Annotated in this window: 20 protein-coding genes and 1 pseudogene; 6 read left to right on the plus strand and 15 right to left on the minus strand. The window is 70.1% G+C overall.

What is annotated here, in order from left to right:
- Positions 1-13: 13 nt before the first annotated feature.
- From AC1DMQ_RS19185 to AC1DMQ_RS19195, 3 genes are all read right to left on the minus strand, one after another.
- Entirely contained in the window at positions 14-1,027 is a 1,014-nt protein-coding gene (locus AC1DMQ_RS19185) for an SMP-30/gluconolactonase/LRE family protein (protein ID WP_477035153.1), read from the minus strand.
- Positions 1,028-1,111: 84 nt separating this feature from the next.
- Positions 1,112-2,227 (minus strand): CaiB/BaiF CoA transferase family protein, encoded by a 1,116-nt coding sequence (locus tag AC1DMQ_RS19190; RefSeq protein WP_477035154.1) that lies wholly within the window; start codon positions 2,225-2,227, stop codon positions 1,112-1,114.
- On the minus strand, positions 2,224-3,387 hold the full coding sequence (locus AC1DMQ_RS19195) for a CaiB/BaiF CoA transferase family protein (protein ID WP_477035155.1): 1,164 nt from the start codon (positions 3,385-3,387) through the stop codon (positions 2,224-2,226). The genes AC1DMQ_RS19190 and AC1DMQ_RS19195 overlap by 4 nt, the downstream gene beginning before the upstream one ends.
- Before the next feature lie 134 nt (positions 3,388-3,521).
- Here AC1DMQ_RS19195 and AC1DMQ_RS19200 point away from each other — a divergent pair, with 134 nt between their 5' ends.
- The gene (locus tag AC1DMQ_RS19200; protein WP_477035156.1) at positions 3,522-4,370 is read left to right on the plus strand and encodes an aldose 1-epimerase; all 849 of its coding nucleotides are present in this window, start codon (positions 3,522-3,524) and stop codon (positions 4,368-4,370) included.
- Here AC1DMQ_RS19200 and fixK read toward each other — a convergent pair.
- The 5 genes from fixK to cydD all read right to left on the minus strand — a co-directional run bounded on the left by fixK (position 4,367) and on the right by cydD (position 10,532).
- A complete protein-coding gene (fixK, locus tag AC1DMQ_RS19205; protein ID WP_477035157.1) occupies positions 4,367-5,014 on the minus strand; it encodes a transcriptional regulator FixK in 648 nt (215 codons plus the stop codon). The genes AC1DMQ_RS19200 and fixK overlap by 4 nt on opposite strands.
- Before the next feature lie 121 nt (positions 5,015-5,135).
- The gene (fixJ, locus tag AC1DMQ_RS19210) at positions 5,136-5,747 is read right to left on the minus strand and encodes a response regulator FixJ (protein WP_477035158.1); all 612 of its coding nucleotides are present in this window, start codon (positions 5,745-5,747) and stop codon (positions 5,136-5,138) included.
- Entirely contained in the window at positions 5,740-7,242 is a 1,503-nt protein-coding gene (locus AC1DMQ_RS19215; RefSeq protein WP_477035159.1) for a PAS domain S-box protein, read from the minus strand. Before AC1DMQ_RS19215 ends, fixJ begins: the two co-directional genes overlap by 8 nt.
- Positions 7,243-7,248: 6 nt before the next feature.
- Positions 7,249-8,901, minus strand: coding sequence for an ATP-binding cassette domain-containing protein (locus tag AC1DMQ_RS19220; RefSeq protein WP_477035160.1), 1,653 nt, complete (start codon positions 8,899-8,901; stop codon positions 7,249-7,251).
- A complete protein-coding gene (gene cydD, locus AC1DMQ_RS19225; RefSeq protein ID WP_477035161.1) occupies positions 8,898-10,532 on the minus strand; it encodes a thiol reductant ABC exporter subunit CydD in 1,635 nt (544 codons plus the stop codon). Before cydD ends, AC1DMQ_RS19220 begins: the two co-directional genes overlap by 4 nt.
- Positions 10,533-10,660: 128 nt before the next feature.
- Here cydD and AC1DMQ_RS19230 point away from each other — a divergent pair, with 128 nt between their 5' ends.
- The 4 genes from AC1DMQ_RS19230 to AC1DMQ_RS19245 all read left to right on the plus strand — a co-directional run bounded on the left by AC1DMQ_RS19230 (position 10,661) and on the right by AC1DMQ_RS19245 (position 14,125).
- Complete coding sequence (locus tag AC1DMQ_RS19230; RefSeq protein WP_477035162.1) at positions 10,661-12,226, plus strand: cytochrome ubiquinol oxidase subunit I; 1,566 nt, start codon at positions 10,661-10,663, stop codon at positions 12,224-12,226.
- A 14-nt stretch (positions 12,227-12,240) separates the two neighbouring features.
- Positions 12,241-13,386 carry a cytochrome d ubiquinol oxidase subunit II gene (gene cydB / locus AC1DMQ_RS19235; protein WP_477035163.1) on the plus strand — a complete coding sequence of 382 codons (1,146 nt, stop codon included), beginning with the start codon at positions 12,241-12,243 and terminating at the stop codon, positions 13,384-13,386.
- Between the two features lie 12 nt (positions 13,387-13,398).
- Positions 13,399-13,518 carry a cytochrome bd-I oxidase subunit CydX gene (gene cydX, locus AC1DMQ_RS19240; RefSeq protein WP_029911985.1) on the plus strand — a complete coding sequence of 40 codons (120 nt, stop codon included), beginning with the start codon at positions 13,399-13,401 and terminating at the stop codon, positions 13,516-13,518.
- Between the two features lie 154 nt (positions 13,519-13,672).
- Positions 13,673-14,125 carry a chemotaxis protein CheW gene (locus AC1DMQ_RS19245; RefSeq protein ID WP_477035164.1) on the plus strand — a complete coding sequence of 151 codons (453 nt, stop codon included), beginning with the start codon at positions 13,673-13,675 and terminating at the stop codon, positions 14,123-14,125.
- A gap of 104 nt (positions 14,126-14,229) precedes the next feature.
- Here AC1DMQ_RS19245 and AC1DMQ_RS19250 read toward each other — a convergent pair whose 3' ends face one another.
- Positions 14,230-14,727 (minus strand): ASCH/PUA domain-containing protein, encoded by a 498-nt coding sequence (locus AC1DMQ_RS19250; protein WP_477035165.1) that lies wholly within the window; start codon positions 14,725-14,727, stop codon positions 14,230-14,232.
- Positions 14,728-14,832: 105 nt separating this feature from the next.
- Here AC1DMQ_RS19250 and AC1DMQ_RS19255 point away from each other — a divergent pair.
- A pseudogene (locus tag AC1DMQ_RS19255) lies at positions 14,833-14,928 on the plus strand (hypothetical protein); the annotation flags it as partial.
- A gap of 5 nt (positions 14,929-14,933) precedes the next feature.
- On the opposite strand, the gene yihA reads toward AC1DMQ_RS19255, so the two are convergent.
- The 6 genes from yihA to AC1DMQ_RS19285 form a co-directional block, all read right to left on the minus strand.
- Complete coding sequence (yihA, locus tag AC1DMQ_RS19260) at positions 14,934-15,575, minus strand: ribosome biogenesis GTP-binding protein YihA/YsxC (protein WP_477035166.1); 642 nt, start codon at positions 15,573-15,575, stop codon at positions 14,934-14,936.
- Positions 15,575-17,458: a membrane protein insertase YidC gene (gene yidC, locus AC1DMQ_RS19265; protein WP_477035167.1), complete on the minus strand. Its 1,884-nt coding sequence runs from the start codon at positions 17,456-17,458 to the stop codon at positions 15,575-15,577. Before yidC ends, yihA begins: the two co-directional genes overlap by 1 nt.
- A gap of 9 nt (positions 17,459-17,467) precedes the next feature.
- Positions 17,468-17,908: a ribonuclease P protein component gene (gene rnpA / locus AC1DMQ_RS19270; RefSeq protein ID WP_477035168.1), complete on the minus strand. Its 441-nt coding sequence runs from the start codon at positions 17,906-17,908 to the stop codon at positions 17,468-17,470.
- Positions 17,909-18,013: 105 nt separating this feature from the next.
- On the minus strand, positions 18,014-18,148 hold the full coding sequence (gene rpmH, locus AC1DMQ_RS19275) for a 50S ribosomal protein L34 (protein WP_012284717.1): 135 nt from the start codon (positions 18,146-18,148) through the stop codon (positions 18,014-18,016).
- Positions 18,149-18,368: 220 nt separating this feature from the next.
- Positions 18,369-19,352, minus strand: coding sequence for an NADPH:quinone oxidoreductase family protein (locus AC1DMQ_RS19280; protein WP_477035169.1), 984 nt, complete (start codon positions 19,350-19,352; stop codon positions 18,369-18,371).
- Between the two features lie 4 nt (positions 19,353-19,356).
- Positions 19,357-20,400: an alpha/beta hydrolase gene (locus AC1DMQ_RS19285; RefSeq protein WP_477035170.1), complete on the minus strand. Its 1,044-nt coding sequence runs from the start codon at positions 20,398-20,400 to the stop codon at positions 19,357-19,359.
- Positions 20,401-20,433 lie beyond the last annotated feature (33 nt).

A 20,433-nucleotide genomic window follows, 5' to 3' on the forward strand; every position in this document is an offset into this window, starting at 1 on the left:
GGAGACGATGGGCTCAGACGGTCAGCTTCCTGGCCTTCACCTTGACCCGGATCACCCGGTGATTGGACGACATGTAGAGGTGGCCGTCGGCCGCCAGCTCGCAGTTGGAGATCACGTCGTCGGCCCGGACGATCCCGATGCGCTTGCCGGCCGGGGTGAAGATCGAGATCCCGTCCTTGCCGGAGGCCCACAGGTTGCCGCCGCGATCGACCTTCAGGCCGTCGCCGCCGTCGATGCCTGTCGCGGCGCGGTCGACGAACTGCCGGCGGGCGGTCGGGGCGCCCTTGGCGTCCAGGTCCCAGGCCACCCAGCCCGACTTGCGGTCGGTGGCGTAGAGGGTCTTGCCGTCGGGCGACAGGCCGATGCCGTTCGGTTCGATCGTCCTGTCGATCAGGGTCACGACATTGTCGGTCCCCAGGCGGTAGACGCCCGAATAGTCGGTCTGGCGATAGGGCGAGCTCCAGTCGCCCTTCAGGCCCCAGGGCGGATCGGTGAAATAGATCGCGCCGTCGCGGGCCAGCACCAGGTCGTTGGGGCTGTTGAGACGCTTGCCCTCGAAGCTGGACGCCAGCACCGTCTTCTTCTGGGTCTTCAGGTCGATCCGCGAGACGCAGCGGTTGCCGCTGTCGCCGATCACCAGGCCGCCGCGGGCCAGGATCAGGCCGTTCGAGCCGGCCTCGCGCAGGCTGCCCGTCTCCGGACCCGCATAGCCCGAAGGCGTCAGCCAGACCGATCCGCCGGCGGCCGGCGACCAGCGCATGATCTTGTTGGCCGGCACGTCGGAGACCAGCAGGAAGCCGTCCTTGCCGCCCACCCAGACCGGGCCCTCGCTCCAGGTGAAGCCGTCCAGCACCTGCTCTACCGGCGCGTCGACGTCGATCAGGGCGTCCAGGGCCGGGTCGAGGCGTTCGACCTTGCCGACCACGGGGTAGGACTGCATCGCGGCCCTGGCCAGAGACGGAGCGGCGGCGAGGGCGAAGATCGAGGCGGCCGCGCCGCGACGGGTCATCTGGAAGGCGTTGTTCACGGGCGGAGCTCCTGACGTCCGAATCTTCGGCCCCGTTGTTGTGCCCCGCGTTCCGCCGAAGCGCTACTGGTCATGACAGCCTTGTCATGGCTCGCGCCGCCACCCCTGGCCGGCGTGCTCGTCCAACCCCGGCGCCTTGGGCTCCACGCGTCCCGGCTCCTCGCGGAACATCAGCGGCGTGCCGACCACGGCGGCGCCCTCCGCGTCGCGGGAGATCATCCCGCGCGCCGCCACGGCCGGATCGTCGAAGGCGGCCTTCAGGCTGCGCACCGGGGCGAAACATATGTCGCGGCCTCCGAACCAGGTTTCCCATTCCGTCTGGGTCCGTGTGCGGAAGGTCTCGCGGAAGAAGGCCCGCAGCGGCTCCTGGCCCGGGCCCGGCGGCAGCTTGGCGTAGTCCAGCAGGTCCGGGCGTCCCAGGGCCTCGAGCAGGTTGGCGGCGAACTTCACCTCCGATCCGCCCAGCACGATCCAGCGGCCGTCGGCGCATTCGTAGAGGTTGAACATCGCCGCCCCGCCCCAGGAGCGCTCGGCCTTGGGGACGTTGGCGCGGCTCTCGGCGAACACCGGGCCGGTGGCGTTGGGCGTCCAGGCCATCAGGCTGTCGAGCATGGCGACGTCGAGATGGTCGCCCTGGCCGGTCCGGGTCCGACGATAGAGCGCCATCAGCACGCCCGACAGGGCGGTCAGGCAGGCCAGGGCGTCGGCGGCCATCAGGCCGGGCATGGCCGGCTTGCCGTCCTGGCCCTCGTTCAGCGCCACCAATCCGGCCAGGGCCTCGACGGCCAGGTCGTGGGCCGGGCGGTCGCGATAGGGACCGGTCTGGCCGAAGGCGCTGATCGAGCAGTAGACGATGCCCGGGTTGACCGCCTTCACGGCCTCGTAGCCGACGCCCAGCCGGTCGACCACGCCCGGCCGGAAGGCTTCGACCAGGACGTCGGCCTCGCTGGCCAGGGCCCAGAACGCCGCCTGACCCTCGGCGGATTTCAGGTCCAGCTGCACCGAGCGCTTGCCGCGATGGGTGTTGCGGAACCAGACCGTCTGGCCGTTCGTGGAGGGGCCGATATGGCGGCTGGGCTCGCCTTCGCCGACCGGCTCGACCTTGATCACGTCGGCCCCGTGGTCGGCCATCATCAGGGTCAGCATGGGACCCGGCAGGAACAGGGACAGGTCCAGGACCTTGACGCCGTCGAGCTTCATGCCCCCTCCCGCTTTTCCGGGCGTCCCAGCAGCAGATCGTTGTGCTCGCCCATCGCCGGGGCGCGGGCGGCGGCCATCCTCCGGCCGTCGACCTTGATCGGGCAGGCCAGCATGTCCAGGCCCTGGGGCCGGGCCGGATGGTCGATGCGGTCGCGCATGCCGACCTCGGCGACGAAAGGATTGTCCAGCGCCTCGGCCAGGTCGGCGATCGGCGAGAACGGCACGCGACCGCCGAGGTAAGCCATCCAGTCCGCGCCGGTGCGCTGCTCCATGATCGCGTCGAGGATCGGGGTCAGGGCGTCGAGGTTGGCGCGGCGGGCCGGCATGTCGACGAAGCGGGGATCGGTCTTCAGTTCGGGCCGGTCGACCAGGTCGCACCAGACCTCCCAGAAGCGCTGGGTCTGGCACATCAGCATGCCCCAGCCGTCCTTCGTCTTCACCCGTTGCGAGGGGCTGATCGACGGGTGGGCCCCGCGGGGCGGCCGGCCGACCTGGTGACCCTCGTTCATCGCCCACACTGCCGGATAGGAGGTCTGGTGCAGGGCGACGTCGAACAGCGAGACGTCGACGTCGCAGCCCTTGCCGCCGGCCCGCGCCCCGAGGATCGCCGAGACGATGCCCAACGCCCACACCGAACCGGTCATGAAGTCGACCATCGACAGGCCGAAGCGCACCGGCGGTCCGTCGGGCTCTCCGGTCAGGGTCATGAACCCGGCCTCGGCCTGCATCAGGTAGTCGTAGCCCGGCCAGGCCTCGCGGCTGTTGCCTCGTCCGTAGGCGGACAGGTGGGCGCAGACGACGGCGGGATTGATCGCCTTCAGGTCCTCGTAGCGGATCGCCAGCTTCTCCGGCTGGTCGCCGCGCAGGTTGTTGACCACGGCGTCGGCGCCGGCCACCAGCCGTTCGAAATCGGCCCGACCCTCGGGGGTCTTGATCTCCAGGGCCACCGACGACTTGCCGCGCGAGAAGGTCTGGAAGAACTGGCTGTCGCCGTCGCCCAGATAGTAGGGACCCAGGCCCCGGCTGATGTCGCCGCCCAGGGACGGAGCCTCGATCTTGATCACCTGCGCGCCCAGCTCGCTCAGCAGCTGGGTGCCGTAGGGACCGGCGGCGTACTGCTCGACCGCCACGATGCGCACGCCGTCCAGGGGTCTGTTCATCCGCTCCGCCTTTTGTTGGCGCGATGATGCGACGGGCGCCCGGCCGCGCCTAGGGCGACGTTGGGGAAGGGCGCTTGTTTCGGCGGGTCGATATGCGTAGGCAGGCCGCGTCAGCTTACTCCATTGAGGCCCCCATGACCGTCGTCCTGCAGACCGCCCGCGCCCGCGTCGAGCTGTTGCCCGCCCTGGGCGGTTCGGTCGGCCTGTTCACCTGGGACGGCCGCGACGTGCTGCGGCCGGCGCCGGCCGGGGCGACCGAGGTGCTCGACACCGGCAATTTCGCCCTGGTCCCGTTCTGCAACCGCATCCGCGACGGCCGCTTCAGCTTCGGCGGTCACGACGTGGCCCTGTCGCCGAACCTGGGAGACCATCCGCACGCCCTGCACGGCCAGGCCTGGCGCGGGGCGTGGAGCGTGGTCTCGGCCGGCGAGACCGAAGCGGTGCTGGCCTTCGAGCACGCGCCCGGCGAATGGCCCTGGGCCTATCGCGCCGAGCAGCGCTTCACCCTGGGCGACGACGGCCTGCGCCAGGAGCTGACGGTGACCAACACCGGGGCCGAGCCGATGCCCGTCGGCCTAGGCTTCCACCCCTATTTCCCGACCCGCGAGGGCGAGCGACTGCAGGCGGGCGTGACCGGCGTCTGGTTGATCGACGACGACTGCCTGCCCACCACGAACGTCGAAGGACCCTGGCGCTCGGACTGGGCGGCCGGCGCGCCGACGGCGGTCTCGTCCCTGATCGACAACTGCTACACGGGCTGGAACGGCGTCGCGACCCTGTCGGCGCCGGGCGGGGCGAGCACGACCCTGACCGCCTCTCCCGAGTGCCGTTGGCTGCACATCTACTCGCCGCCGGGCGCCGACTTCGTCTGCGCCGAGCCGGTCGCCAACCGTCCCGACCCGTTCAACGGCGAGGACAGCGGCATCAAGATCCTGGCGCCGGGCGCGACGGCGTCGGTGTGGATGAGCGTCAGCTCGACCTAGTCGACCATCGCCTCCAGCGCCGCCCGATCGCGCAGCAGCACCTTGCGGGTGGTCGGCAGGGCGATCAGGCCCTCGTGCTGGAACTGGGTGAAGGTGCGCGACACGGTCTCGATGGTCAGGCCCAGATAGTCGGCCATGTCCTGGCGGGTCATGGGCACGTCGAGCAGGGCTTCGGCGCCCGTGCGCTCGGCCAGGTCCAGCAGCAGGGCGGCGACGCGCTCGCAGGCCGTGCGGCCGCCCAGCATCAGCACATGGTCCTGGCAGCGGCGCAGGCTGTCAGTGGTCAGCTCCAGCAGCCGCCTGGCCACGTCGCCGCGCTCGCTGGCCAGGGCCCGCAGGGCGGGGCGCGGCATGACCCGAACCAGGGTCGGGCTCAGGGTCTGGGCGGCCACGCGGTAGGTCTCGCCGCTTTCCAGGCCGAACACGTCGCCGGCGAAGTGGAAGGCCTCGATCTGCCGCCGTCCGTCGCGCAGGATCCGGCAGGTGCGCAGGGAGCCGGAGATCAGCTGATAGATCCGGTCGGCCGGCTCGCCCTCGTCGAAGATCGTCTCGCCCTGGCCGTAACTCAGGTGCAGGCCGTCCAGCACGACCGCCGCCGGCTGGCGGGTGACGGTGGGCGCGGGCGTCTGAATCACGGACAGCATGGCGATCTCCCGATCTGGCAGCCCGCCCAATCTCCGTCGTCGGAGCCAAGTGGTACAGTCGGGACCTACGCCTAAGGGGGACTACCTAGGATGGCTTGCACGAAGCGATCGTCTCGCGCCTCTAGCCGCGCCGGGTCGACAACGTCATCCGCACCAGGGCCGCCAGGTTGTCGGCGTGCATCTTGGCCATCAGCTTGGCGCGATAGATCTCGACGGTGCGCGGGCTGATGCCCAGCTCGCGGGCGATGACCTTGTTGGGCTGGCCGTCGACGACGCCGTCCAGCACCTGGCGTTCGCGCTCCGACAGGGTCTCGAGCCGCTGGCGGACCAGGGTCGTCTCGTCCGAGGCTTCCGCCGGAGGCGGCGGGGCGGTCTCCAGGGCGCGGTTCAGGGCGTCCAGCATGCGGCTTTCGCCGAACGGCTTCTCGATGAAGTCGGCGACCCCGGCCCGCATGGCCTCGACCGCCAGGGGGATGTCGCCATGGCCGGTGATCATGATGATCGGCACGCGCGAGCCGCGGGCGTTGAGTTCGCGCACCAGCTCCAGGCCGGTCATGTCGGGCATGCGCATGTCGGTGATCACGCAGCCGGCGCCGTCCAGCGGCAGGGCGTCCAGCAGGGCCAGGGGCGAGGCGTGGCTGACCACCTCGAAGTCGGCGGCCTCCAGCAGGAAGGCCAGGGACTCGCGGGCGCTCTCGTCGTCGTCGACCACGTGGACCACGGCTTCACTCATCGATCGTTTCCTCGGCTCTCTGGTCGTCGCGGCGCGGCGGCAGGATGAAGTGGAACACCGTACCACCCTTGGGGTTCGCGTCGGCCCAGATGCGCCCGCCGTGCGCCTCGATGATCGAGCGCGAGATCGACAGGCCCACCCCCATGCCCTCGGCCTTGGTGGTCATGAACGGCTGGAACAATCGGTCGCGGAAGTCGTCGCTGATCCCTGAGCCGGTGTCGATGACGCTGACCTGGGCCGAGCCGTCCTCCAGCCGCTGGCTGGCGATGGTCAGTTCACGTCGCGGCGAATCGGCCATGGCGTCGACGGCGTTGCGGATCAGGTTGACCAGCACCTGCTGGATCTGCACCCGGTCGGCATAGACCGCGTCGGCGGCGGGATCGAGCTGCAGGCGGCTGGCGACCAGATGCTCGCGGGCCCCGATCAGGGCCAGGGCGGCGGCGTCCTCGACCACCTTGGACAGGCTTTCGGGCGCGCGTTCGCTGGCTCCGCGCCGCACGAACTCGCGCATGCGGTGGATCACGTCGCCGGCCCGCAGGGCCTGGGCCGAGGCCTTGTCGACCGCGTCGCGGACCTTGGCCTGGTCCTCCGGACGCCCCCGGTCGATCAGGCGGCGCGAGCCGGTCAGCAGGTTGGCGATCGCCGAAAGCGGCTGGTTCAGCTCATGGGCCAGGGTCGAGGCCATCTCGCCCATGGCGGTCAGGCGCGAGACGTGGACCAGCTCGGCCTGCAGGTCGCGCAGCCGCGCCTCGGTGTGCTGGCGCTCGGTCAGGTCGCGGATGAAGCCGGTGTAGAACGGCCTGGAGCCCCGGGTCTCGCCGACCGCCAGCTCCATGGGGAAGGTCGAGCCATCCTTGCGCCGGCCCACCACCACGCGGCCGGTGCCGATGATCCTCGGCTCGCGGGTGCGCGCGTAGTTGGCCAGGAAGCTGTCGTGGCTGCCCCGATCGGGCTCGGGCATCAGCAGGCTGACGTTCTGGCCGATCGCTTCGGACGAGGTCCAGCCGAACAGCCGCTCGGCGGCCGGGCTGAACGAGGTCATGACTCCGACCGGGTCGATGACGATCACCGCGTCCGGCGCGGAATCGAGGATCGACTGCAGGTGATGGGTCATGGCCGCGGCCCGGGCCCGGGCCGCGTGGAACCAGCCGCCGCCGACCGACATGCCGAAGCCGATCATCACGAACACCAGGCTGGACAGGGCCGTGGCCTGGTCGGGCCTTCCCTGCACCTTCAGCAGCCAGACCGCCGCGGCCGCCAGCACGGTGGCGAACAGGCCCGGCGCCAGCCCGCCGACCGCCGCGCTGATCAGCACGGCCGGCACGAACAGCAGGAAGGCCGACGGGGCGGTGAAGCCGGGGGGCAGGGCCAACTGGATCAGGGCGCAGGCCAGGACCGTGGCCACGGCCGCCAGGTAGGCCCGGGGCCGCAGGTCGCTGTGCAGCGTCCCGGCCGAAACCGTGGTCATCACGTGATAGCGGTCTCCGCTGCGCAAGGTCGGCTACCCTATAGCCCCTGACGCGGCGATTGGCAGTTCTTGATCGCAGAGCGCGCGCGGGGCGGGCCGGTGGCTGACCAGCACCAGGCCCTGGCCGGTGCGCTCGAGGCGGGCGTCCAGGCGCGCGACGACCAGGGCCTCGGTGGCGGCGTCCAGGCCCTCGGTGGGCTCGTCCAGCAGCAGCCAGGGGGCGTCGCGCAGCAGCGCGCGGGCCAAGGAGAGGCGCCGCCGCTCGCCGCCGGACAGCCGCTCGCCGTTCTCGCCGATCCAGGTGTCCAGGCCCTGGGGCAGGGCGCGGACCCGGGCCTCCAGCGCGGCGTCGGCCAGGGCGTCCCACAGCGCATCGTCGGGATGGACGCCGGCCAGGGCGAGGTTGGCGCGGACCGTGCCGGCGATCATCGCGGCGTCCTGGGGGGCGTGGGCGAAGAGGGGGCGAAGGGTTTGGGGGGAGAGGGCTTCGACGGACTGGCCCGCCACGGCCAACCGCGAACTTCCTTCATCCCGACGTTTGCCGGGATGAAGGGATGGGGGGGAGCGGAGGCCCAGCAATCTTTCGAGCACGGTCGTCTTGCCGCAACCGGAAGGTCCGGTCAGGACCAGCCGCGAGCCTGGCTCCAGGACAAGATCGCCGAAGCCAAGGCTCGGACGATCCAGCGGGGCCTGGGCGTCCGTCGTGCTCGGCGCATGGACCAGCACCGCGTCCAGCCGCTCGCTCGCCGCATCAGCCCCGGCGTCCTGCTCGAACGCCTTGCCGACCCCCGCCAGCCCCTCCAGCGCCATGGCGGCGGCCAGGCCGGCCATGGCCGCCAGGGGCGTGGCGGCGTCGTGGGCGAAGGCCAGGACCAGGGCGACGGCCAGGCCGAGGATCGCGCCCTGCAGCACGGCCGCCCAACCGCCGGCGGCGACTGCCTCGCGGCGCAGCGCGTCCAAGCGGGCGCCCTTGGCGGCGATTTCGGCGGCGGCCCGGTCCTGCGCGCCATAGACCCTCAGTTCGGGCGCGGCGGCTGCGTAGGCGGCCAGGGCGCCCTTCAGGTCGCCGGCGGCCCGCTGGATCGCCGGGCCGGTGCGGGCGGTCAGGCGGCGGGCCAGGGCGCGGACGCCCAGCAGGGTCGCGGCCACGGCCACGGTGACGACCAGGGCCGACGCCCAGCCGGCCGGGGCGGCCATGGCCAGGCCCGCCGCGACGGCGGCTCCTGCGCCCCAGGGGGCGGACAGGCGGATCAGCCGGGTCTCGACCGCGTCGACGTCCTGCACCAGCCGGGCCGAGGCCTCGCCACGCGACAGGGCCAGCGCCTGGGTCGGTGGGGCGGCGGCCAGCGACGCGTAGAGCGTTGGCCGGATGGCGGCCAAGGCCTTGAGGGCGGCGGCGTGGCCGGACAGCCGCTCCAGATAGCGGAAGGCGGTGCGCAGGATGGCCAGCAGGCGGATGCCGGCGCTGGGCAGCAGCACGTTGAAGGCCTGGGCCGCGGCCAGTCCGCCGAGGCCCGCGATCGCCGCCCCGGTCAGGAACCAGCCCGACAGGCCCAGCAGCAGCACGGACCCGGCCCCGACGATCGCGGCCGAGATCGCGGCCAGGCGCAGGCCGTCGGCGTGGCGCTTGCGCTGCTCGCGGATCAGGACGGCGAGGCCCCCCCCTTTTGCTTGAGGGGTGCTCACAGGCGCACCACGCGGTCGGCCAGGGCGGCGACCGCCTCGGAGTGGGTGGCGATCAGGGTCGTGCGGCCCTTGGCGGCTTGGATCAGGATCGGCAGCAGGGCCTGCTCCGACGCCGCGTCCAGATCGGCGGTTGGCTCGTCCAGCAGCAGGATCGGCGCGGGCTTGAGCATGGCGCGGGCCAGGCCTAGGCGGCGTCGTTCGCCGCCCGACAGGCCCGCGCCGCGCTCGTCGAGCCTTGTGTCCAGGCCGCCGCGACCGTCCAGTACGTCTGTCAGGCCAACGGCGCGGGCCGCTTGCTCCAGCGCCTCCCGCGTGGAGTCCGGATGGGCCAGGGCCAGGTTGTCGGCCAGGGTTCCGGGCAGCACCACGGGCGACTGTCCGGCCCAGGCGACCGACGCGGCGATCGAGCCCAGGTGCGACAGGCGCTGGTCGCCGACCGACACCTCGCCGCCGCTCAGGGGCGCCAGGCCCAGCAGCAGGTTCAGCAGGGTGGTCTTGCCGCTGCCGCTGGGGCCCAGCAGGGCGACGACCTCGCCCGGCGCGATGTCCAGATCGAAGCCGTCGAACACCGCCGCCTCGCCCGCCTCGTAGGTCACCGTCACCGCCTGGAAGCGGATGGCCGGGGCGGCGTCGAAGGTCACGGCGACGGGCGGTGGCGCGGGGGCGGGCAGGGCGGCCAGGGTCAGGGCGGCGGCCTCGGCGGCCTGGCGGTCGTGATAGGCGGCGGCCAGGCGGCGCAGCGGGGCGTAGACCTCGGGCGCCAGGGCCAGGGCGAAGAAGGCGCGCTTGAGGTCCAGCTGTTCGGGAACCGGGAAGGGCAGCAGCCGCAGCAGGTTGAAGCCGCAATAGACCGCCACCAGGGCCACCGACAGGGCGGCGAAGAACTCCAGGGCGCCCGACGACAGGAACGCCACCCTCAGCACGCGGATCGTCCGTCGCGCCAGGTCGTCGGCGGCGACGGAGAGGTCGCGGGTCACCGCGCCCTCGGCCTGGAACGCCAGCACCAGCGGCAGGGCGCGGACCCGGTCGAGGAACAGGCTGGAGAGCCGCTCCAGGGCCAGGAACTGCCGCCGCGCCTCCTCGGCCGCCGCGCCGCCGGCTAGGGCCATGACCAGGCCGAACGGGACCAGGGTCAGGAGCAGGATCCCCGCCGCCACGGGCGTGGCCGCGGCGACGGCGGCGATGATCAGCAGGGGCGCGACGACGGCGGCCGTTCGCGCCGGCTCGAACCGCGCGACATGGCCGTCCAGCGCCTCGACGCCCTCGACCACGGCCGACAGGGCCTCGCCGCCCGTGACGCGACCGCCCAGCACGGAGGCGACGGCGTCGTGGCGGGCCTGGACCTTCACCCCGGCGGCGGCTTGGGCCCCGGCTTCGGCCGCCCGTTTGGCCAGCAATCCACGCGCGGCGGCGGCCAGGGCGAGCAGGGCCAGCCAGGGCGTCGCGGCGGCCAAGCCGCGCGGCAGGGCGTCGAGGACCAGGGCCAGTCCGGCGGCGAAGGCGATCGCGGCGGGGACGTCGGCCAGCAGCCACAGCGGGGCGGTCCGGGCCTGGCGACCGCCGGCCTTGCTCAGCGCCTTCAGCCAGGGTCGCGCGACGGCGTCGAGCTGGGCGGTGAAACTGACGGTCATCGGCCGCTGTTTAGACCCGAGAGGACGGGGGCGTCCTTGATCAGGATCAAAGCGCCCTAGCCACGACGCGTCTAGGGGTGGAAAGTCCTTGGCGCGACAATGATCGCCAACGACAACCGGAGCGCTTCATGGACCCCGCCGTCGTCGACCTATCCCGTCTGCAGTTCGCCCTGACGGCGCTCTACCACTTCCTGTTCGTACCCCTGACCCTCGGCCTCTCCTTCATGCTGGTGATCATGGAGAGCGTCTATGTGATGACCAAGCGGCCGATCTGGCGAACCACCACGCGGTTCTGGGGCACGCTGTTCGGCATCAATTTCGTGCTCGGCGTCGCCACCGGCCTGACCATGGAATTCCAGTTCGGCATGAACTGGTCCTACTACTCGCACTATGTGGGCGACATCTTCGGCGCGCCGCTGGCCATCGAGGGACTGATGGCCTTCTTCCTCGAGGCCACGTTCGTGGGCCTGATGTTCTTCGGCTGGGACAAGCTGAAGCCGGTGCAGCACCTGCTCGTCACCTTCCTGGTGGCGCTGGGCACCAACCTCTCGGCCCTGTGGATCCTGATCGCCAACGGCTGGATGCAGAACCCGGTCGGCGCGGCCTTCAATCCCGACACGATGCGGATGGAGGTCGTCGACTTCAAGGCGGTGGTCTTCAACCCCGTCGCCCAGGCCAAGTTCGTGCACACGGTCAGCGCCGGCTATACGATCGCCGCGGTCTTCGTGCTGGGCGTCAGCGCCTGGTACCTGCTGAAGGGCCGCTATGTCAGCGTCGCCAAGCGCTCGCTGACCGTGGCCGCCGCCTTCGGCCTGGCCTCCTCCCTGTCGGTGGTCGTGCTGGGCGACGAGAGCGGCTACGCCCTGACCGACAACCAGAAGATGAAGCTCGCGGCCCTGGAGGCCATGTGGGAGACCGAGCCCGCCCCGGCCGGCCTGACCGCCTTCGGCATCCCGGACCTGAAAGAGCGTAAGACCCATGCCGAGATCAAGATTCCCTACGTCCTGGGCCTGATCTCGACCCGCAGCTTCGATCGTCCCGTCGCCGGCATCTTCGAGCTGGTGGCCCAGGCCGAGACCCGGATCGAGAGCGGCCTGATCGCCTACGACGCGCTGGAGACCCTGAAGGTCAATCCGACCGACCTGGCGGCGCGCGGCGTGTTCGAGACCCACCGCCGCGACCTCGGCTACGCCCTGCTGCTCAAGCGCCACGTCGCCGACCCGCGAACGGCCGACAAGGCGCTGATCCAGAAAACCGCCTGGGACACCGTGCCCAACGTGCCGGTGATGTTCTGGTCGTTCCGGATCATGGCCGGCATCGGCTTCCTGATGATCGCCCTGTTCGCCACCGCCTTCGTGCTGGTGACCCTGCGCAAGCAGAACACCCGCTGGTTCCTGATGATCGCGGTGGCGGCCATCCCGCTGCCGTGGATCTCGACCGAGCTGGGCTGGGTGCTGGCCGAGGTCGGGCGCCAGCCTTGGGCAGTTGAAGGGGTGCTGCCCACCTTCCTGGCGCCCTCGTCGCTGAGCGTGGCCCAGATCCTAACCAGCATCGTGGTCTTCACCCTGCTCTACGGCGCCCTGGCGGTGGTCGAGGTCGGACTGATCCTCAAGACCATCAAGAAGGGTCCGTTCGCCGAGCAGGAAACCTTCCCGTCTGGACACGCCGCCCCCGCCGGCGAAGCCGTGGCCTAAGGAGAAACCGGATCATGGAACTCCCCATCGACTATCCGACCCTGCGAATGATCTGGTGGGGCCTGCTGGGCGTGCTGCTGATCGGCTTCGCCCTGACCGACGGCTTCGACATGGGCGTGGGCGCGCTGCTGCCGTTCGTCGCCCGCACCGACGAGGAGCGGCGGATGGTGATCAACACCATCGGCGCCACCTGGGAAGGCAACCAGGTGTGGTTCATCACCGGCGGGGCCTCGATCTTCGCGGCCTGGCCGCTGGTCTACGGCGTCAGCTTCTCGGGCTTCTACCTGGCCATCTTCCTGGTGCTGGTGGCGATGATCTTGCGGCCGGTGGGCTTCAAGTACCGATCCAAGCGGCCGGACCCGCGCTGGCGGTCGTTCTGGGACTGGGCGCTGTTCACCGGCAGCTTCGTGCCGGTGCTGGTGTTCGGCGTGGCCGTGGGCAACGTGCTGCAGGGCGCGCCGTTCAAGCTGGATGGCGACCTGCGCAGCACCTATCACGGCGCGTTCCTGGGCCTGTTCACGCCCTTCACCCTGGTCTGCGGCCTGCTGTCGGTGGCCATGCTGGTGCTGCACGGCGCGGCCTGGCTGGGGGTGAAGGCCGAGGAAGGCGGGGTGGTCCAGGACCGGGCCCGCAGGTTCGGCACGGGCGCTGGGATCGCCACGCTGCTGCTGTTCCTGGTCGGCGGCCTGCTGGCCATGCGTCTGGGCTTCCGCATCGAAGGCGCGTTCGACCCCGCCGCGCCGTCCAACCCGCTGCGGACCGCGACCGTCGCCGCCCCGGGCGCCTGGTTCGACAACTTCGGCCGCCATCCCTGGATGCTGATCGCGCCGGTGCTGGGCTTCGGAGGGGCGATCCTGGCCCTGCTGGGCCTGTGGCGGCGGTCCGCGCCGCTGGCCTTCGGCGGCTCGTCGGCCTCGGCGGCGGGGATCATAGCTACCGTGGGCCTGTCGATGTTCCCGTTCATCCTGCCCAGCACGATCGATCCCCGGTCGAGCCTGACGGTGTGGAACGCCTCGTCCAGCCACATGACCCTGTTCATCATGCTGATCGTCGTGGTCGTGCTGATGCCGGTGGTGCTGCTCTACACCGCCTGGGTGTTCAAGGTGCTGTGGGGGCGGACCAGCACGGCCGCCCTGAAGACCGATCCCGCCCTTTACTGAGGAGACCCGACGATGTGGTATTTCACCTGGATCCTCGGCCTGGGCCTGGCGCTGGCCTTCGGGGTGCTGAACGGCGTCTGGTACGAGTTCAACCTGACCGACGAGGGCGACATCGGGGCGTCGGAGCCCTGACCCTCCCCCACAGGGGGAGGACCAGCGACAATTCGACGCCGCGCCATAAGCTTTGCATTAACCGTTATTAAACGGCGCTCGGGCTCTTCTGGCGGACGACGCGAAACCGGATTTCGGCCTTCGCCAGAAGACTTTTGAGCCTCGGGACCCGACCATGACCGACCACGCCGAACCCGCCCTGGAGCTGATCTCGTTCTGCATCGGCGAGCAGGAGTTCTGCATCGACGTGAAGACGGTCCGCGAGATCCGCGGCTGGACCCCGGCCACCCCGATCCCGCACGCCCCGGCCTTCCTTAAGGGCGTGATCAACCTGCGTGGCGCGATCATGCCGGTCATCGACCTGCGCAACCGCCTGGGCCTGGGCGTCACCGTTCCGGAAACCCGCCACGTCATCGTCGTGGTCGAGTGCCAGGACCGCCTGGCCGGCATCCTGGTCGACGCGGTCAGCGAGACCTTCACCGTGTCGCGCGACCACCTGCAGCCGACCCCGGACCTTGGCGCCGACGAGCTGCGCTTCATCCAGGCGATCATCTCGCTGGACAGCCGCCTGATCACCTATCTGCGCATGGACGACGTCTTCCCGGCCCAGGTCAGCCAGGCGGCGTAAGCCACGCTTCAGCGCGAAACGAAAAAGGGCGGACCAGCAGGTCCGCCCTTTTTGATTCAGCGCCCCGGACTGGGGACAGGCCCATGGGCCCGTCCCCAACCGATCTACTTCCGCAGCACGATCTTCACCGCCGCGGCGTGGAAGGCGGCCTCGGCCTCGGCGGCGGCGGCCACGGCGTTGTGGCGGTCGGCGGCGACCGACATGGGCGCGCGGCCGGTGGTCGGGGCGGCGTAGCTCTGGGCCACCTTGCGGGCGTCCTGGGCGCGCAGGGCGGCGTTGTTGGAGACCGTCTCGTGCCAGTGGGCCAGCTGCTCGGCCGTCAGGGCTCCGTCGGCCGGCAGGTCGCCGTGATGGACCACTTCGCCGAAGCCGATGGCCACGAAGCCGTGAATGACGCCGTAGTCCTCTTCCGACAGCAGGAAGGTGATCTGCCGTTCCTCGACCTGGCCGGTATAGAGGTCCTGCTCCGGATCGAACTCGCGCAGCACCAGCACGTCGCCCACCGCGAACTCGCGGTCGTTGCGGCGGATCTCGAAGCGCTTCTTGCCCGAGCGCACGGCGGCGAAATACTGGGGCCAGGTCTTCAGTTCGTGACGGGTCATGGGGAATTCTCGGAAACGGGAGGCGTGGCCTTAGCCGGCGGTTCTGGCCGGAAGGTTAAGGCCTGGATGGAATGTTGTGGATCGGATTGAGCCGACGGTGCTGAAATCCTCGTCCTTCGACAAGCTCAGGATGAGGATTTCTACAGCCGCTTCGAGGTCAAAAGTAGCCCTCATCCTGAGCCTGTCGAAGGACGAGGGCGGTACCCTCAGGTCAGGCAGGTCCGCGCGATCTCGGCGCGCAGTTCGGGCAGGCCGTAGCCCTTCTCCGACGAGGTCGCCAGGACCTTCGGGAAGGCCGCCGGACGCTTGGCGATGGCCTTGAGGGTCTTTTCGACCGTGGCGTCCAGCTCGGCCTGCTTGATCTTGTCGGCCTTGGTCAGAACGATCTGGTAGGAGACCGCCGCGATGTCCAGGGCGTCCAGGGCCTCGGTGTCCACCGACTTCAGCCCGTGGCGGGCGTCGATCAGCAGATAGACCCGCTTGAGGTTCACCCGGCCGCGCAGATAGGCCCGGCCCAGGTCCTGGAACTTGTCGGCCACGCTCTTGGACACCCGCGCGAAGCCGTAGCCTGGCAGGTCGACCAGGCGCAGCTTCTCGGCCAGCACGAAGAAGTTGACCTCCCGCGTGCGCCCCGGCGAGTTCGAGGCGCGCGCCAGGTGGTTCTGACCGACCAGCCCGTTGATCAGGCTGGACTTGCCGACGTTCGAGCGACCGGCGAAGGCGACCTCAGGCAGCGACGGAGCGGGCATGCCGTCCATCTTGACCGCGCCCATCATAAAGGTCGCCGGTTGGGCGAACAGCACGCGGGCGGCCTCGATGTCCTCTTCGCTATAGGCCAGTTCGTCCATCAGGTGGCCTCGACGGTCTTGCCGCGCAGGCGGTTGATGATCTGGTCGATCGGGTTGTCGACCTTGTAGCGGTGCATGATGATGTACTGCTGGATGATCGTCAGCACGTTGCTCCAGCACCAGTAGATCACCAGGCCGACGGCGAAGCCCGACAGCGTGAAGGTGAAGATGATCGGGAAGAACTGGAAGATCTTCTGCTGGATCGGGTCGCCGGCCGGCGGGTTCATCGCCGTGGTCAGCCACATGGTGAAGCCGTACAGCAGCGGCCAGACGCCCAGGTGGGCGATCGAGGCGCCCAGCAGCGGCAGGGTGGCCGGATCCCAGTGGATCGCGCCGAACAGGTTGAACAGGGTGGTCGGTTCCGGGGCCGACAGGTCGGTGATCCAGCCGAAGAACGGCGCGTGCCGCATCTCGATGGTCACCGTCAGCACCTTGTACAGCGAGTAGAAGATCGGGATCTGGATCAGCATGGGGACGCACCCCATCATCGGATTGATCTTCTCCTTGGCGTACAGGCCCATCGTCTCCTGCTGCAGCTTGGCCGGATCGTCCTTGAACTTGGCCTTCAGCTTTTCGACGTCGGGGGCGATCTTCTTCATCTTCGCCATCGACTCGTAGCTCTTGTCGGCCAGCGGGAAGAGGATGAGCTTCAGGGCCACGGTCAGCAGCATGATGGCCACGCCGAAGTTGCCCACCAGCTTGTAGAAGATCTCCAGGATGTTGAAGATCGGGCGGGTGAAGAACCAGAACATGCCCCAGTCGACGGCCTTGTCGAAGCTGGGCACCACCTCGGCGGGACGGTTCCAGAACTGCCACCAGACCACCGGCTTGCCGCCGTACTGATAGCGGGTCAGCAGCGGCACGGTCTTGGCGCCGGCGAACAGGCGGGTGGTGTTGGTCACCGTGGCGCCGGCCGCCAGCGACTGCGGCGTGCCGGTGAAGGCCGATTCATAGACGTCGACGCCCTTGACCGGCTGGACCTGGAAGCGGCCCTTGATCAGTTCCGACTGTTCCGGGATCAGCGCCGCCAGCCAGTACTTGTCGGTCATGCCGATCCAGCCGCCCTTGGAGGCCAGATCGTTCTGGAGCGGCTTGTCCTTCTTCCACTTGGGGTACTTGGCCTGGTCCTGCAGCAGGTACTTGCCGTCCTTGACGCCGTCGATGCCGCCCAGGACGCCGATGCCGCCTTCGTAGACGATCTGGGTCTTGCCCAGGCCGTGCGGGCCTTCGGTCGGGATGCCCTGGCGCTGGACCGAGGCGTAGGGGGCCAGGGCCACGGCCGCGCCGCTCTGGTTGCGGACGGTGTCGGCCACCGTGAACATGGCGTCGGCGTCGACCGAGATGGTGCGGGTGAACACCAGGCCCTGGCCGTTGTCATAGGTCAGCACGACCGGGGTGGTCGGGCGCAGCACCTGGCCGGGCGCGGCGGTCCACACGGTCTGGGGCGTGGGCAGGCCGGTCATGCCGGCGATCCCGGCCCAGCCGAAGTCGGCGAACCAGGCGTGCTCGGCGCCCTCGGGGCGGAACAGCTCGACCGGCGGCGAATTCTTGTCGGCCGTCTGGGTGAAGCGCTTGAGCCACAGGTCGTCGATCCGCGCGCCCTTCAGGGCGATCGAGCCCGACAGGGCCGGGGTGTCGACGGCGATGCGCGGGCTCTGGGCCTTGGCGGCCTCGCGCGACAGCTTCAGCGGCTGGGGCAGTCCGTCCGCGCCGATGGTCATGCCCGGCTGGGCGGCGATCTGCGCCTCGGCGATCTTCTTGGCGCGGATCTCGGCTTCCTGCCGCTTCTGCTGAGGGCCCATGACGAAGAACTGGTAGCCGATCAGGATCGCGAACGCGCAGACGAGGAACATCAGCGTGTTTTTGTTGGAGTCGTTCTGCATGGGTTGGACTTAACCAGAAACGGAGGAATCGGACGCGGCGGGGGCGTGCGGAGCGGGCGCTTGGCCCGGACCCGCGCGATCGAGGTCGGCGGCGAGGCTTATCAGCGCGGTTTTAACATCGTCAAGCAAACGCCCCCATGGCCGCTGGCCTGTTCCGCCGCGGGCGATGAACACATAGTCGCAAGAGGGGCGGCCATGAAGGGGGAGAAGCAGCCTTGCGGCCTCCCGCAGGCGTCTTTTGGCGCGATTTCGCTCGACCGAGCCGCCGATTTTCTTGGTGGCGGTGAATCCGACCCGGATCAGCGGGTCGTCGTCATGGCGGGGACGCATCTGCATGAACACCGCGCCGCGCGCCAGATTGGGCGCCTTGGCGGCCTTCAGGAAGTCCGGACGCTTCTTGAGGCGCTCGATCTTCACGGGCTTGGAAGCGGTGACCTGGGCTTCGGTCATGAAAAAAGCCGCCCCTTCCGGCGCAGGCACGAAACCTGGTTCGAGGAGGGGGCGGCTTTCATCATGGTATAGTTCCCGCCGAATTGGAGACGGGAGATAAGGCTGTTAGGCCGTCAGGCGCTTACGGCCCTTGGCGCGGCGACGCGCGACGATCTTTTGGCCGTTCTTGGTGGCCATACGCGCGCGGTAGCCGTGACGGCGGGCTCGCACGAGCTTCGACGGCTGGAATGTCCGCTTCACGAGGTGGCTCCGATAATAATGGGACGCGGAAGCCAGATGGCCGCCGCGAGTGAGGGGCGGTGGATAAGGGAAGGGGCGGGCGCTGTCAACATGAGTCGAACCAAGGGGTTGTCGGAACTTGCCCCCACCTGGCGGCTGCGCCGCCTGTCCGAGAACGCGGCGTCCTCTTCCCCCTCTGGGGGAAGACGGCCGAAGGCCCGTAGGTGGCAAGTGTTCGCCGCTACAAATCCGGCCGAACTATCGCCTTGCCCACCACCCGCCGGTTCGCCAGCAGGTCGAACGCCTCTCGCCAGCGCTCCAGCGGCAGCTCCACATGCACATGAGGCCGGATGACGCCCTCGTCCGCCATCCGCCACACAGCCTGCGCGTTCTCGCGCCCTTTCTCCGGAAACTGCCGTCCGTACTCCCCCGCCCGCACGCCCATCACCGAGAAGCCCTTGATCAGCGGCATGTTGACCGAGACGTTCGGGATGCGGCCGGAGGTGAAGCCGATCACCAGCTGCCGGCCGTCGAAGGCGATGCAGCGCACGCTCTCGTCGAACACGTCGCCGCCCACGGGGTCGTAGATCACGTCGGCGCCCCGCCCGCCGGTGATCGCCTTGACCTTGTCCTTGAAGCCGCCCGCCACGTTGACCACCGCGTCGGGCGCGTAGAGGTGTTGGATCTCAGCCAGCTTGGCGTCGGAGGCCGAAGCGGCGATCACCCGCGCGCCCAGGGCCTTGGCCAGGTCCACGGCCGCCAGCCCCACCCCGCCGGCCGCGCCGTGCACCAGCACCCACTCGCCGGGCTCCAGCCGCGCCCGGCGCACCAGGGCGACATAGGCCGTCAGATAGGCCGCGCCATAGGCCGCGCCTTCCGCGAACGACAGCCGGGCGGGCTTGGGCTTTAGCGCTTCGGCCGACAGCACCGCGTACTCCGCGAACCCGCCCAGCCGCGCCCCGCCGACCACGGCGTCGCCAAGGTTCCAGCTGGTCACGCCCTCGCCCAGCGCCGCGACCTCGCCGGCCAGGTCCAGGCCGGGCGTGAAGGGCAGGGGCGGCTTGAACTGGTACTCGCCCCGGGTCATCAGCAGGTCGGGGAAGTTGACGCTGGCGGCCCGCACGCGGACCAGCACCTCGCCCGGGCCGGGCGTCGGGGTCGGAACATCGCGGACCGCGCAGCCCGAAAAGTCCTCGCTCAGGGTCTCGACGACGAGGGCGCGCATGGCGCTAGCCCCGCGCGTCGAACGCCGCCCGCACCAGTCGCGCGATCTCCCGGCACGCCGCGTCGGCCGCCGGCACCGCGCCGGTGAACGCCGTGAAGCCGTGGGCCAGGCTGTCGTAGCAGCGGTAGGTGGTCGGCACGCCCGCCGCGATCAGCCGCTTGGCGTAGGCCTCGCCCTGGTCGACCAGCGGGTCGAAGCCGGCGGTGATCACCACGGCGGGAGCCAGGCCCGACAGGTCCTTGGTCTTGTCCGGCGACAGGCGCGGATCGGCCGGGTCGGCGTCGGGGCCCATATAGTGGCCCATGAACCAGTCCATGATCGGCCGGCTCAGCGGATAGGCGTCGCCGTAGGTGGTCATCGAGGCTGTCTCGCTGGCCACGTCGACGGCGGGGTAGATGAGCAGCTGCAGGGCCGGCTGGGCCTCGCCCAGGCGCTTCATCTCCTGGGCGACGATCGCCGAGAAGTTGCCGCCCATCGAGTCGCCGCCGATCGCCGCCGCGCCGGGCGCGGCCCCGAAGCGGGCGGCGTTGTCGCGGGACCAGCGGAAGGCGGCCAAAACGTCGTCCAGCCCGGCCGGGAAGCGGTGGTCCGGCGCCAGGCGGTAGTCGATCGAGATCACCGCCGTGCGGGCGATCCGCGCCAGGATCCCGCAGAAGGCGTGGCAGGTCTCCAGGTCGCCGATCACCCCGCCGCCGAAGTGGGCGAAGACGATCAGCGGCGCGCTGCTGTCCTGGTCGGCCGGGCGATAGGCGCGCGCCTTGATCGGACCTCCCGGGCCGTCGATCGACAGGCTCTCGTTGCGCACGCCGGGCTCGGGCGGACCGCTCATCGCGGTCAGGCCCCGGGCGCTGGCGGCGCGGGCCTCGTCGGGCGCCAGGCCGGTCAGGGACGGCATCTTGGCGGCGGCCGCGGCCAGGAACTGGAAGCGCGGATCGAGGGTCCGCCCGCCGCGATAGACGCTCCCGCCGCCCGACATCGCCCGCAGCACCGGGCTGGGCAGCGACATCAGGACCTTGAGGATGAATTTCTGGACGGCGGGGTCGGCCATTCGGGCTCTTTCTTGTCGCGGGTATAGAGGCTG

Source organism: Caulobacter sp. 05L422 (genome assembly GCF_056397765.1).